The sequence below is a fragment of the Bacteroides sp. 2_2_4 genome, assembly GCF_000157055.1.
Classification (GTDB): Bacteria; Bacteroidota; Bacteroidia; order Bacteroidales; family Bacteroidaceae; genus Bacteroides; species Bacteroides ovatus.
This window is the reverse complement of sequence record NZ_EQ973361.1, coordinates 391,189-404,368: the sequence shown is the minus strand read 5'-3', so window position 1 is coordinate 404,368 and position 13,180 is coordinate 391,189. Positions and strand designations below refer to the sequence as shown.

Here is a 13,180-nt window from a genome sequence, read left to right as displayed (position 1 = left end):
CAAGAATGAAAAAGATTGAATGTATTATTATGGACTGGGCTGGTACAGCCGTTGACTATGGATGTTTTGCCCCCGTGGCTGCTTTTATCGAAGCATTTGCCGAAAAAGGACTGGTAATCGATGTTGTACAGACCCGCAAACCAATGGGACTACCCAAAATTCAACACATCCGCGAACTACTTTCCATGCCTGACGTGAACGAACAGTTTACCGCCCGTTACCAACGCGCCTGGACGGAAGAAGACGTGGTAGAACTAAACCGCCTTTTCGAGAAGCATCTCTTCGCCTCTCTCGAAAACTACACAGACCCTATTCCGGGAGTAATCCCAACTTTGGAAAAATTGTGTGCCGCAGGTATTAAAATAGGATCGACCACCGGCTATACCCGCGAAATGATGGATGTAGTTCTCCCCGCCGCACAGGCAAAAGGATACCACGTGGATTATTGCGCCACTCCCAACCTACTTCCCGCCGGACGTCCCGCTCCTTACATGATTTTTGAGAACCTGACGAAATTAGCAGTCCCCAGCCTCGACGCCGTTATAAAAGTGGGTGATACGATTGCCGATATTCTCGAAGGAGTGAACGCGAAAGTGTATAGTGTAGGCGTGATTCTCGGCAGCAATGAAATGGCACTTACCGAAGCAGAAACAAAATCAATGCCTGCCTCCGAACTCGAAGCCCGCATCGCCGATGTCAAAGAGCGCATGCTTGCCGCAGGAGCTTCTTACGTGATACGCACTATCGAAGAACTTCCCGCACTGATTGAAACGATCAACGCCGGCAACTAACATTCAAGCCCGCACCCAACAATCAGAAAAGAAACAAAATCATTTATTTATTCATTTCTAAAGAAAACATCATTATGAAACCATATTTGTTATTAACTCCGGGACCTCTAACCACCTCTGAAACAGTAAAAGAAGCCATGATGACCGACTGGTGTACATGGGACGAAGACTACAACCTCGGCATTGTTCAGGAACTCCGCAAAGACCTGGTTAACATCGCCACTAAAAAACCGGAAGAATACACTTCCATCCTTTTACAGGGAAGCGGAACCTATTGCGTGGAGGCCGTTTTAGGCGCCACCATCACCCCGAAAGACAAACTCCTGATTTGTAGCAACGGAGCCTATGGCGACCGTATGGGCAACATTGCAGAATATTACCATCTCGACTACGACATGCTGGCTTTTGAAGAAACAGAGCAGGTATCAGTTGAATATGTAGACGATTATCTTAGCAATAACTCCGATATCACACATGTCGCTTTCGTTCATTGCGAAACAACGACCGGTATCCTGAATCCGATCAAAGAACTGTCCCACATCGTCAAGATGCATGGTAAAAAGCTGATTGTAGACTGTATGAGCAGCTTCGGAGGTATCCCCTTAGATGTAAACGAACTCGGTATCGACTTCCTAATCAGCAGTTCCAACAAGTGTATTCAGGGTGTACCGGGATTCGGATTTATCATCGCCCGCTGTTCGGAATTAAAATATTGCAAAGGAGTGGCACGCTCTCTTTCCCTGGACATCTACGACCAATGGGAAACAATGGAAAAGGGACACGGAAAATGGCGCTTCACTTCACCGACACACGTTGTCCGTGCTTTCAAACAAGCCCTGACCGAATTGATTGAAGAAGGAGGCGTAGAAGCACGTTACCAACGTTATTGCGAAAATCACCGTATTTTGGTGGAAGGAATGCGTGCACTCGGATTCAAAACACTGCTCGAAGATGACATCCAGTCGCCTATCATCACTTCTTTCCTTTATCCGCATGAAGGATTCGACTTCAAAACATTCTATTATGCACTGAAAAATAAAGGATTCGTGATTTACCCGGGAAAGATTTCAAAAGCAGATACCTTCCGTATCGGAAACATCGGTGATGTGCATCCGGAAGACTTCCGCCGTCTGGTAGAAGTCATACGGGAAACGAAATACTAGAAAGTCAAATCTTTCAAGTTCATCTTGAATGATTACTTACTGATATGTTGTATGATGTTCCTGTGAAGTTCTGAAAGACTTAATCCTCTTTCAGGACTTCATTATTTTCTTTTCAGGGTGGAAGGCTGTGATAGCCTCAAGCTACTGACGATAGCTGCCACAACGGCAAACCCACTCCCCACCATCAGGCAAACAGCCGTGCTCCGGCTATGAGTGACAAAGCTGAAAAGCAAGGCAACCAATGTTGTTCCGGTGGTCTGTCCCAACAGGCGGGCCATTCCCAGCATCCCACTGGCCCCTCCCGAACGCTGCGTAGGAGCGGAAGAGATAATCGTGCTATTGTTCGGCGTCTGAAACAATCCGAAGCCCGCACCACACAACATCAAACGCAGGATGATACTTATATCAGATGATTCGGCAGTCAGACTGGAAAGCGAGAAAAGCCCGATGGCAAACAAAACCATCCCGATACTTCCCAGTATACCGGGGTGAATACGCTCCACGAGATACCCTGCCAATGGAGCCGTGACCAGCGTAGCCAACGGCCACGGAGTAAGCAAAAGTCCGGTCATCACCTCACTGTGTCCTAAAGTGTTCTGCAGGAAAAAAGGCAGGGAAACCATTGCCGACATTTGAGCGATAAAGGAACAAATGGAAGTCAGGATGGATAACCGGAAAATCGGAATCCGCAACAGGTCGAGCGGCAATAGCGGAGTAGTTTGCGTGAGTTGCCGGCGCACATAGTACGTGCCTACCACTGCCAATACAACCAGTTGGATGAAAAGGAAATCCATTTCCTCGTGATGGGCGAATCCGTCCAGCGTATATATAAGCAGGCCGAAGGTAACCGCATTCGCTATGGCACTGATATAATCGAATTTGCGTTTCGAGCGTTCCTCCTGCCTTGGCAGATGTTTGATGCCGAGAAACAATGCGGTAAGTCCTAACGGAACATTAATAGCAAATAACCAGTGCCAGCTGGCAATAGAAAGAATACCGCTCGCCACAGAAGGCCCGGCGGCAGCCGATATGGCAACGACCATCGCATTAATCCCCATTCCCCGCCCAATCTGGCTCTTCGGATAGATATAACGTAGCTGTGCCGTATTCACGCTGGTGATGGCAGAGGCACTGAACCCCTGAAAAATACGGGCGACGGTTAGCGTCCAAAACGAATCGGACAAGGCACAGATCAATGAAGTGATGCAAAACAGGCCGATACCCGAAAGAAAGACTTTCCGGTAACCGATGATTTCACCCAAAGCGGAAAAAGACAGTAGCGATATGACGATGGCCAGCTGATAGCCGTTGATAATCCAGGTGGTTACAGCGGGAGAAGTCCCAAAATCATGCGAAAGCGTGGGTAGTACGATATTGACGATGTTAATATCCAATACCGACATACAAAGAGCGAATCCGACGGACACCACCGCCCAAATACGCTTAGGCATCGGCAATCCGTCGGTTTCCTCTATTTTTTGAGTTGAATTTATCGATTGTACCATAAAAACTTATTCTTGTAAGTAGTCATTCTTTTTTCACCATAAAGCAACGCAGGGATGCAAACACAAACACCACCGACTACAAAAAAAGCACCGCGTTACTCCGTGATGAAAAATGATTCACTTGGTTTCGTAAAGGTAAACAAAACAATGGTACAGGTGTTTTTGTTTCCTTTGAAAAATAAGTTTTTTTAGTGGAGAAAAGTCGTTACTTCAACTTCAAGATCCGTTGATTACTGCTTCCCCTGAACTCCAGATACGGAGAGAAAAGAGCCTGCTCGAAGCGTCCGTCCACCAACACATCTATATAATCAAGAGCAGCACTCAAGCGGGGCTGTGCCTTGATTTCTTCGTAGCTATATCCTGTATAGCACCACACATTCATCCCCGTCTCCTCTTTCACCCGTTTCAGTAAAAGCAGAAACTCCTCCGGATGGAAGAACGGATCACCACCGGAAAAAGTAACACCGTCCAGCAAAGGATTTGCCTTGATTTCACGGATGATGGACTGTATTTTTTCTTCCGTCAACTCTTCCCCCGCCCTCGGATTCCAGCTCTCCGGGTTGTGGCAACCAGGACAGTGATGGGAACATCCGGCAAGATAAATAGAGTACCGGATGCCTTCACCATCGACAATCGTTTCAGGATAAGTTCCTAATAAATTCACTTCTACAGGTGTTTTACGCGGTCTTGTTCTTCTGCCCGTTTAGCAGAGTTCCAGGAACTCAAATCGCCTGTCAGGTAACCGGTTATACGGCGCATACGAAGGATGCTTTCACTCTGGCACACCGGACATTTATCGAAGATAACCCCTTTGTAACCACAGTTATGGCAAGTATCTACCGGGTGATTGATAGAGCCGTAGCCAATCCCCTCGTCGTGCATCACTTTCACAATCTTGGCGATGGCACGTACATTCTTCTGTGCTTCACCGTCCAGTTCTACATACGTGATATGTCCGCCGCGCGTAATGGCGTGGAACGGAGCTTCACGCTTGATTTTCTCAACGATGCTGATCGGTTCTTTCACGTCTACGTGAAAAGAGTTGACATAATAGTCGCGGTCTGTCACTCCGGGGATTTTTCCATATTTCCGACGATCCATTTTAGTGAAACGTCCCGAAAGTCCTTCGGCAGGAGTAGCCAGAACGGAGTAGTTCAGGTTATATTTCTCTTTATATTCGTTTACCACTTTATTCATTTCCATCACCGCTTCATACAGCGTGTCCCATGCTTTCTGGTTGTGGCCGTGACCTTGTCCGTAGAGAGCCACCATCGCGTTGTGTCCGCCGATAAATCCGATACCCAGCGTACCGCTGCGCAATGCATCACCCACCTGTTCATTCGGGTTCAGCTCACCGCCGCCTTTCCACACATTATTTCCCATCATGAACGGGAACTGACGTGCCAGGGCCGTACGCTGATACTGATAACGCTCGTAAAGCTGATCGGCTACAAGCACGGACATTTGGTGTACGGATTCGATGAAAATTTCTTTTGCCTTCTGTTCAATGGCATCCTTGTTGCGTTCATCCTCTATCAGGTTTTCCGCCTTGATGCGGGCTTCAATCGCCAGTCTCGGCATATTCAGCGTAGTGAATGAAAGATTGCCACGACCTAAAGAAGATTTTTCTCCTGCCACGTTTTCAAAGACACGGGTGCGACAACCCATCGTCGCCAATTCGTAGATGTAACGTTTCGGATCGTCCGCTCTCCATTTCTCGTTCTGATTGAAAGGTGCGTCGAGGAACATGAAGTTCGGGAACAATGCTTTCGCCGTAGTCTGGCAAGCCTTCAACAGCAAGTCGAAGTTGGGAGCCTCGTAACGGTCGGTCATTGCCTCTTCGATATTTTCCGCTTTCATTGCTTTCTCAAAGTCTTTTTCCGAGTAAGAAACTCCGTCTTTCACCTTGAAAATCTGGATCGGGAATACAGGCACCTCACCTCTTGTACCCAATCCTTCAATGGTAGCTTTCAGCAATTCTTCGATCACCATGCGGCCTTCGGCAGAAGTGTCCGTACCGTAGTTGATGGAGCTGAATACCACCTGATTACCGCCACGTGAATGCATCGTGTTCAGGTTGTGGATAAATCCTTCCATGGCCTGATGGGTATCTTTGCGAGTCTGCTGATAAGCTTTCTCAACGATACGGGCAAGGTGTTCCTTATCTATAATAATCTGTAAAGCCACCAAAGCAATGCGCAATGTTTCGCGTTCGGCTTCAGTAGTCTTGATAGACGGAAGATATTCTTTAATCAATGTGCGGATGGATTTCTCATCGGCCTGATTTCCGTTTTCCATGGCGACATAGAAATTGATGAACGATGCCAGATGCTTGCGGAAAGATTTGGCCACACCTTTTGCCATGAAGAAATCGAAAGCAGGAATTGCCTGTCCGCCATGCTGCTCATTCTGATTCGTCTGGAAAATAATAGTAGCCAACGTAGCATAACTCTGGATGCTTTGCGGGGTACGGATACTACCGTTCTTGGTGCGAAAACCACGTTCAAAGAGGTCATCCATATCATATTGGATACAGGTCGTCGTCTTTGTCGGATAATAATCCAAGTCGTGAATGTGAATATCTCCCAACTGGTGCGCTTCGGCAAAACGTTTCGGCAACAGGTATTTATACGTATAATCTTTGGTTACTTCGGAAGCGAACGTCATCATCTGTCCGGCAGGCGTGTGACTGCTCATGTTGGCATTGCTCAAGTTGACATCGTTCTTGTCGATAGCAACGATGCCGTCCATCACTTGCTTCATCTGGGTTTTCTTATCGCGCTCCGTATTCCGCCATTCGCGATAAATAATATATTTCTTCGCTACTTCCGGGCGTACTTTCATCAACGACTTTTCTACTAAATCCTGAATCTCTTCTACGGTAATAGTAGGAGTAGTAAACTGACTGATTACGTTCATAGTGATGTCAGCCACCAACTGCTGCTCATCCTGAATACCTGTTGCACTGAATGCTTTACTAATTGCATTCTTGATCTTACTGATAGAGAAATCTTCTCTCTTACCATCACGTTTGATGATACAAATTTCCGCGTAGTTCATAACTTTAACTCCCGAAAGTTTAAATTTAAAATATTGATAACTAAAAGAAAAAGTTCCGGCAGGTCTTCTGACTTATCCCTCCCTCGCAACACCTTCCCACACCGACATCGATGCAGTGGCTTATTGTGCGGATTCTTAGAGAATTACAGCAGCGGGTACTGTCGCCGATTTACACAGCGTTCCCTCATTGACTAAACCTCTTTTAGCTCCGAAACCGGATACAAAGATAGAAGATAATCTAATAGCTTGGTTAGCTTTTAACATTAAATTTCGGGAAACATTTCTTTCTCGCTGATACAGAAAGTTTTCCAAAACGGAAAACTTTTTTCTGATTTTAACGTGGATAATATTCCAATTCCGTTTATTTCACCCAAAAGACATATATAGTTTTTAGCTACTTCACTCTTAGCGAAAAAAGAATGTGTTAAAAGTCTCCACAACTATCTTTTGCTTCATAAGTTACAGACTATTTTTCACTTTCGACCAAACCTTTCTTTCCGATAAAATGAAAGAAATTATAATTTTTCGATTTCTTCTTTCGAAAGCCCGGTAGATTTTATGATAATATCGTCAGCCACTCCTAATTCTTTCAAATTACGAGCTGTTTCTTCTTTACCTTTTTGCAAGCCTTTCTGTTCAGCAAAGTCCAACGTATTAAAATAATCGTTATAAACTTTCCATTCTTCTTCATACTGGGCTCTTTCCTCCTGGGTCATATTTGCTTTGGAAGCCAACTTTTCAAGTCGCTCGAAGACGGCCTTGCGAGCCTTGAAAGGCATCCGGTCAAGTGTATCCATATGCTTTAGTATATAAATCCGGCGTTCAAAATCATTTTCACATTCATCCTCCTCTTTGTTGAAGTTCGGCAGTTCGATAAAAATCTGCCGGAACTTGTTGCTGAAGAGCTTCCCCGTATCCCTGTCAGAAAGAACGATATCCGTTCTGATTTTAGAGGGCATATCCTTGTCCATCACGAAATTCATGAAGAACACTCCGTACACGGCATCCAATTGAAAGTTCCAAACTCCCCTTTTCGCCTGCTGCGTAATGGCCCTAGAAAGATAGAAGAGGGCACGATCTTTAAAGTAAGGCTGTTCCCGGTTCTGCATTTCTACGATAATACGTTCACCGGTATCGGTTACGCAATAGATGTCGTAGATAAGACCTCGTTCTGTTTTTACTTCCGGCTGCTGTTCACTGTTAAGGAACTGGATGTCGGTAATCACATGCTCTCCTACGAGCAAATCGTTCAAGAAGTCGATTAACAACTCCTTTTCTACCTCTCTGCCGAATAAAAACTTAAAGCCAAAATCGGTAAAGGGATTGATAAATCTTCCCATTATATGCTGTGTCTCAATTACAAAACAAAGATAGAGTTTTTTTGTTGAATACGGTCAAGAATAGAAAAAAATAAATGGGTACAAAAAAAGAAGCTGCCTCATTCATCGGGAGACAGCTTCTTCATTTGAACCTTGAGCCTTACTTTACTTTCACTTTATGAGTTGCTCCACGTTTGTTACCGGTTCCGTGAGCTATGTGCGGGCGGCACGTTTCGTTTTTTTTCAGGATCATTTTTTTACACGTACACTAATCTTTTTCCGTCTTACTGCTTCTCCGATGACGGAACCGCAGAACAGCCTCAAGAATGTCTAACAACTTTTCCAGTAATAATTTCATTCGCTTTTCTATTAAGGTTGATAATCTATTTTATATCGGTCGAAGTGCAACCATCAGCTATACCCGATTCGCGGCTACTGATAAGTCTATCAATAAGCTTTAGTTTGCCTGACAAACTTATCAGTTAATCCCTACGGATTCAGCTGCCAGCTGCACTTCCGGTCAAGCGGCCGGGTCCGGCGCTTCTCCTCCTCCGCCACCGGGTTCGTCGCCGTCATCCGGGTCTTTGTCAACGACATCGTCGGCCACAAACGAACCCGCTACATCCTTGATGTGCACAAACTCCACTCCGGTGGTCAATGCGCGGGTAGCACTTCCGTTAGCGGCACGGGTGTATTCAGGGGTAAACTGACAACGCAATGAAGTGATCTGCGAACTGCTGACTTTACTCTCCAACTCCACTCCTTTTCCTCCTGCTTTGGCAATCATTGTAAATGTTCCCAAGCCTTCGAGGCGCACCGTGCGGCTGTTGAGCAACTGTTCGCGCATCACCGACATCAGGTTACGAATCACGTTATGAACATCACCCGCCGTCAGCGAGGCTTTTTCTGCAATCAATTCCGCCATTTTCTGCGTATTGACCATTTTCCCGAATTTCACCAGACGGGGATAATAAAGTTTCTGTCCTTCCTTGTTGGCAAGTGTTGCCTGATAAGGTTTGTAAATTAATGGCATACTGTTTTCCTTTCTTTTTTGATTGATGAATAAATAACTACTGTTTGTAACCGATTACGAAGACAAAAGTACACGAAGAGAAAAAAGCAGGGAAACACGATGTTACAACCCGTCGCAAGAGAGAACAGACAAACACAATTTGATACGATTCATGCCTACAAAGGCTTCTGTACAAAACAGAACCAACCGACATAAAAAGGCGTACCTTTGCATGAGTTCATACAAAATAAACCTCTAAAAAACAGTCAATATGAAAACAGAAACAACTCCAAAAGCAGAAACAGAGAGCCGTACCCGCATACAAGCCTATAGCAAAAGCCAGTTGGCCGGACTTTACCTACCTCACATACAGTCCGCCTCGGCACGACGCACCCTCCGTAGTTGGATTGCCAAGAACACTGCACTGCAAGCCGCACTCGCTCAAACCGGATATAGTGAAAAAGCCATCCTGCTCACTCCGGCACAAGTAAGGCTGTTCTTCAAGTTTTTAGGAGAGCCCTGAAACGACTCTTTTACAAAGAAAATATCATTCGGAGAAAGATAAAGCCAAACAAGGCAAGAAAAAAGGCAAGCCAAAGCAAAGCGGACATTTCATCACAGATCACGCGAATCAAATTATAACTTGCTGATTGCTGTTATAAAGAGTCCAAGATAATCTGTAACGAACTGTCCGCTCATTATATAAAAAAAGGATTATATCATTCCGGAGTACCTTCTCCCGACGGCTTCATCAAATCGGCTGTAACCTCCGCTTTAAAACGGACACCGTCGTGAAGCCGCAGATTCAATTTGACAGTAACATTCTCATCGTTGTTACGCTTCACATAAAACGTTCCCGTCACCCTTTTATATTGGGAATAATAATAGAACGGATCTTCGTAAATAAAGAAATACTGGTCGTTTTGGTACAAGGTCGATGCATCCACCACTTGCCCCTCCCAATACATACCCAGAGAAAACAAAAAATAAGTACTAGTTTTCCCGTCCTGTATCTTTTCCGGAGAAAAGATACAGGTAAAATAACCACCGTCCATAGTAGCCTCACCGGACACGATCCTGTTCGCTTCCCCCCGGAATGAATAAGTACCGATGGAAGGCAATTCCTCCACATCCGGACCGGGATTTACCGGATCATTATCTTTATCGTCACTACATCCGGCAAAACCCACCAGAAGCAATCCCGATAAAACATATAAATTTAAATATTTCAATAAGATTTTCTTCATGAATACACTTCATTAAATCGTCACTCTATTACTGTCACCGCACCTTTATAGTAGCCGGACAAACTGGCATCGCCATATTTCTTAATACCTACCACTTCAAAAGTCATTTCAACTTCATTGCCCTGAAGAGACACCGAAGTCCGGCCTCCCAGAGCCAGATTGCCCAATGTGGTATTAGCCCGACTGTAAGTCACTCCTTCATACGTAATCGAGATTTTCACATTTTCATCATCACCGGAGAATCCGCGGAGCACTCCATCCAGCATTGTTTTCGAAAGACGCACCACTGCATCCGCTGCCGACATTCCCGCCACAGTAGTGATACCTGGTTGTCGTGAAAGGTAAATAACACAAATATCCGCATCCGTCTTATCTATCACCACAGACTGGATAGTGACCGGAGTACCGTCCGCCCCTAAGCGATATTCATTCGGGATCGTCGTATCATACACCGCGAAAGCACCGTTATAGTTACCTGATATTTTAAGGCTATTATCACCCAAATATTTGAGGTTAAGCGTCAATGAATATTCATTATCCGCTGATTTCGATACACTGAACGTACCTGCCGCATCCTCCAGGTGACCTTTGGATATTTGTATTCTTTCTTCGTCATACGGGCTATAATAAGTAAACTCAAAAGCCAGATTGGTATCTGTAATATCCACCTCCTGCCCGTTAAGTCCTGCATTCGGAACAAAAAGGCGCACATAATACGAGTTTACATTTTCCAAGTCCGCAGCAGATGAAATTCCCGACGGAGTGAGATACAACGCTACTCCTGCATCTGTCTTTTCATAGAAAGTAGCTTTGATGTCACGCGTTTTTTCTCCGTTCAACGTTAATATATTCGTCGTACTCTGCTTAATTTCAGAATAAGCACCCTCATAAGAACCTTCGAACTTTTCACCCGAAAGCAAAGTAAAGCTAAAAGTTACTTTCACATGATCGTCCGTCTTTTCTACTTTGAACTTACCTGCCGAACATATTTCAGACCATCCATAAGGCTCCACCGCAGTCAGGTCGTCAGCTCCCAATTCTGTCATATTATAGAAAGCATAATCCATACCGTCATAAGACGTGATATCCAATACCTGTCCCAACATAGCGGGATTGATTCCGATCATCAGGAACTCCGTATCCGACATATCTTCCACCGTTGTCAGTCCTGCGTACGGACTAAGATAAAAATATTGAATTCCCCCGATGACAGTAGCCACCACCGATTTCAACGGACGCACTTCACTTCCGAAAGAAAATTCACTGGGCAACTTTGCAGGAGCCTTGTAGCTACAACCAGCCTCCCCTGTAAACTTACCGCCACTTTTCAGCGTACAATCAAAAGTAGCTTTCACAGCCGATGTTTCATTCTCACCCGGAGTCATCGTCAAGGTGAACTTACCTTGCGTCAGCACCTCTTTCCACTCATAAGGATTGACAGCCAGAATAGCCTCACCATCGGCATCCATGTAATAAAGCACATAATTGTCATCTTCAGAGCCGCCTATCGTAACCGGGCTGCCCACCAGACTCTTACTCACTCCCAACATCACATATTCCTTACCGCTGTTCATAAAGTCTTCAAGCGTTTCCAAACTCTGCAACGGACTCATACACACATACACAATGCCATCCTGTTCAAAACAAGACACCGATTGGGCTTGTATGGTCTTATCCTTATACGTGTACGTATTCACAGTTTCCACAGGTTCCGGCTCCGGTTCGGGATCAGTGGCCGGATCATCGTCACTACATGCCACAAAACAACTCATTGCCAACATGAATAAGAAAAAGGAAATAAATCTAGTTTTCATATTTCTCGTTTTTTGGGGTTAATTATAAAATCGCGTTATTAGTAAAATGATGCCATCCACCCGTGTTTACTGCGGACGATAATCAAATACGGTAATAGGAGCATCCTGCGAATAAGTGGTACGTACATGATTCGGGTGTTCCTTATCACAGTCAATAAAATCTATCGTCAGCGTGTGTTTGTCACCGTCGCGTGCCACAGTCATGGTTCCGCCGTCTATGCGTGCATATTCTTTCATGGCTCCGTTCTGAAGTTTCTCATACCAGGTTCCTCCCGGATAAGTAAAGCCGTTAGGATAGCCCGAAGCTAGGTTTCCCGGTTTCAGCAACTCGCGCGGGATACCATATGATTCCTTATCACGCGCCACCACCGTATAAGTACCTGCCGGAATACCCTGTGTTACATCCGTAGCCCATTCCACGAAAAATTCCACCTTCAATACTCTTCCATTACCGGCCGGCCAAGTGTCGACAAGACTTATACTCTCTTCCGCCAGATAAAGCTCGACTACCCGGCACGACTCATCTTGCAGATAATAAGAATCGCCCTTATCCTGCAGGCGGGCTTGCGTCCATCCATTCAGTGCAATATCGGTGGTCAGCGTAGAATTAGGAGTTTCATCCTTGCTTTCGTGACGGTCGATGGTGATTACTTTTCCCGTATAGGTGAAATAACGTTTCAAGGAAAGATCGCCCACCAATGTTCCGCTAATCGAATATTCACCACCGGACAGCCGTTTCACCGTCATTTTACCACCGGAAAGCAAATCGGCATCGACACTCGTAGAGTAAGATTTCACATCACCGTAGAAAGTTCCGGCAGGAATATCCACCTTTCCGGTCGGGAGATCGATTTGATTCATATATCCGAGGTTGAATGTCCATTCATCAAACGTGTATCCGTTCAATGCTGCATCAAAAGTGCCTTCAGGGAGCGGAAATTCCGTAGCTTCCGAAGCAAATGGCGGGACATTCAGGCTGAACGCCATGATCTTGCCCGGTCCTATCGGATTACCAGTAGCATCTACTTCCATATCCGTATAAAGCGTCAATACAAAATGATCTGTGCCCACTCCGTCTTTATCTCCCCAGTACACCAGGTTGGAGTTGACAAACTCCACCACTTCCGGCGCCGGGTTTACGTCTTCTCCACCGGGTTTTCCTCCCTCCGGATTTTCGGCGTCATTGTCACTGCAAGCGGTCAACACCCCCACAGACGCAACAGCGAACAGGCAGACACCCAATAACTTCATTATTTTCTTATCCATATC

General features: G+C 45.4%; 11 protein-coding genes and 1 riboswitch. Of the genes, 3 read left to right on the top strand and 8 right to left on the bottom strand.

Annotated features, from left to right (window positions below):
- The first annotated feature begins 5 nt into the window (after positions 1-5).
- Both phnX and BSCG_RS11155 read left to right on the top strand, forming a co-directional pair.
- The gene (phnX, locus tag BSCG_RS11150; RefSeq protein ID WP_008776343.1) at positions 6-791 is read left to right on the top strand and encodes a phosphonoacetaldehyde hydrolase; all 786 of its coding nucleotides are present in this window, start codon (positions 6-8) and stop codon (positions 789-791) included.
- 74 nt (positions 792-865) lie between these two features.
- Complete coding sequence (locus BSCG_RS11155) at positions 866-1,954, top strand: 2-aminoethylphosphonate--pyruvate transaminase (protein WP_008776342.1); 1,089 nt, start codon at positions 866-868, stop codon at positions 1,952-1,954.
- A gap of 101 nt (positions 1,955-2,055) precedes the next feature.
- On the opposite strand, the gene BSCG_RS11160 is transcribed toward BSCG_RS11155, so the two are convergent.
- The 5 genes from BSCG_RS11160 to BSCG_RS11180 all read right to left on the bottom strand — a co-directional run bounded on the left by BSCG_RS11160 (position 2,056) and on the right by BSCG_RS11180 (position 8,871).
- On the bottom strand, positions 2,056-3,459 hold the full coding sequence (locus BSCG_RS11160; RefSeq protein WP_004296786.1) for an MFS transporter: 1,404 nt from the start codon (positions 3,457-3,459) through the stop codon (positions 2,056-2,058).
- 205 nt (positions 3,460-3,664) lie between these two features.
- On the bottom strand, positions 3,665-4,123 hold the full coding sequence (nrdG, locus tag BSCG_RS11165; protein ID WP_004296782.1) for an anaerobic ribonucleoside-triphosphate reductase activating protein: 459 nt from the start codon (positions 4,121-4,123) through the stop codon (positions 3,665-3,667).
- Positions 4,124-4,125: 2 nt separating this feature from the next.
- Positions 4,126-6,519, bottom strand: coding sequence for an anaerobic ribonucleoside triphosphate reductase (locus BSCG_RS11170; protein WP_004296781.1), 2,394 nt, complete (start codon positions 6,517-6,519; stop codon positions 4,126-4,128).
- Positions 6,520-6,558: 39 nt separating this feature from the next.
- Positions 6,559-6,753, bottom strand: a riboswitch (cobalamin riboswitch).
- Between the two features lie 281 nt (positions 6,754-7,034).
- A complete protein-coding gene (locus BSCG_RS11175) occupies positions 7,035-7,859 on the bottom strand; it encodes an Rpn family recombination-promoting nuclease/putative transposase (protein WP_008776341.1) in 825 nt (274 codons plus the stop codon).
- Positions 7,860-8,358: 499 nt separating this feature from the next.
- Positions 8,359-8,871 (bottom strand): HU family DNA-binding protein, encoded by a 513-nt coding sequence (locus tag BSCG_RS11180; RefSeq protein WP_004296776.1) that lies wholly within the window; start codon positions 8,869-8,871, stop codon positions 8,359-8,361.
- 250 nt (positions 8,872-9,121) lie between these two features.
- Between BSCG_RS11180 and BSCG_RS0127550 the strand changes: the two genes are divergently transcribed.
- Positions 9,122-9,373: a DUF4248 domain-containing protein gene (locus tag BSCG_RS0127550; protein WP_004296773.1), complete on the top strand. Its 252-nt coding sequence runs from the start codon at positions 9,122-9,124 to the stop codon at positions 9,371-9,373.
- Between the two features lie 196 nt (positions 9,374-9,569).
- Here BSCG_RS0127550 and BSCG_RS11185 read toward each other — a convergent pair whose 3' ends face one another.
- The 3 genes from BSCG_RS11185 to BSCG_RS11195 form a co-directional block, all read right to left on the bottom strand.
- On the bottom strand, positions 9,570-10,097 hold the full coding sequence (locus BSCG_RS11185; RefSeq protein WP_004296771.1) for a hypothetical protein: 528 nt from the start codon (positions 10,095-10,097) through the stop codon (positions 9,570-9,572).
- Positions 10,098-10,117: 20 nt separating this feature from the next.
- On the bottom strand, positions 10,118-11,911 hold the full coding sequence (locus tag BSCG_RS11190) for a hypothetical protein (protein WP_004296769.1): 1,794 nt from the start codon (positions 11,909-11,911) through the stop codon (positions 10,118-10,120).
- A gap of 66 nt (positions 11,912-11,977) precedes the next feature.
- A complete protein-coding gene (locus BSCG_RS11195; RefSeq protein ID WP_004296767.1) occupies positions 11,978-13,177 on the bottom strand; it encodes a hypothetical protein in 1,200 nt (399 codons plus the stop codon).
- Positions 13,178-13,180 lie beyond the last annotated feature (3 nt).

Coding starts and splice junctions, on each gene's coding strand:
- phnX (WP_008776343.1), top strand. CDS start 6: ATGAAAAAGATTGAATGTATTATTATGGACTGGGCTGGTACAGCCGTT.
- BSCG_RS11155 (WP_008776342.1), top strand. CDS start 866: ATGAAACCATATTTGTTATTAACTCCGGGACCTCTAACCACCTCTGAA.
- BSCG_RS11160 (WP_004296786.1), bottom strand. CDS start 3,459: ATGGTACAATCGATAAATTCAACTCAAAAAATAGAGGAAACCGACGGA.
- BSCG_RS11170 (WP_004296781.1), bottom strand. CDS start 6,519: ATGAACTACGCGGAAATTTGTATCATCAAACGTGATGGTAAGAGAGAA.
- BSCG_RS11175 (WP_008776341.1), bottom strand. CDS start 7,859: ATGGGAAGATTTATCAATCCCTTTACCGATTTTGGCTTTAAGTTTTTA.
- BSCG_RS11180 (WP_004296776.1), bottom strand. CDS start 8,871: ATGCCATTAATTTACAAACCTTATCAGGCAACACTTGCCAACAAGGAA.
- BSCG_RS0127550 (WP_004296773.1), top strand. CDS start 9,122: ATGAAAACAGAAACAACTCCAAAAGCAGAAACAGAGAGCCGTACCCGC.
- BSCG_RS11185 (WP_004296771.1), bottom strand. CDS start 10,097: ATGAAGAAAATCTTATTGAAATATTTAAATTTATATGTTTTATCGGGA.
- BSCG_RS11190 (WP_004296769.1), bottom strand. CDS start 11,911: ATGAAAACTAGATTTATTTCCTTTTTCTTATTCATGTTGGCAATGAGT.
- BSCG_RS11195 (WP_004296767.1), bottom strand. CDS start 13,177: ATGGATAAGAAAATAATGAAGTTATTGGGTGTCTGCCTGTTCGCTGTT.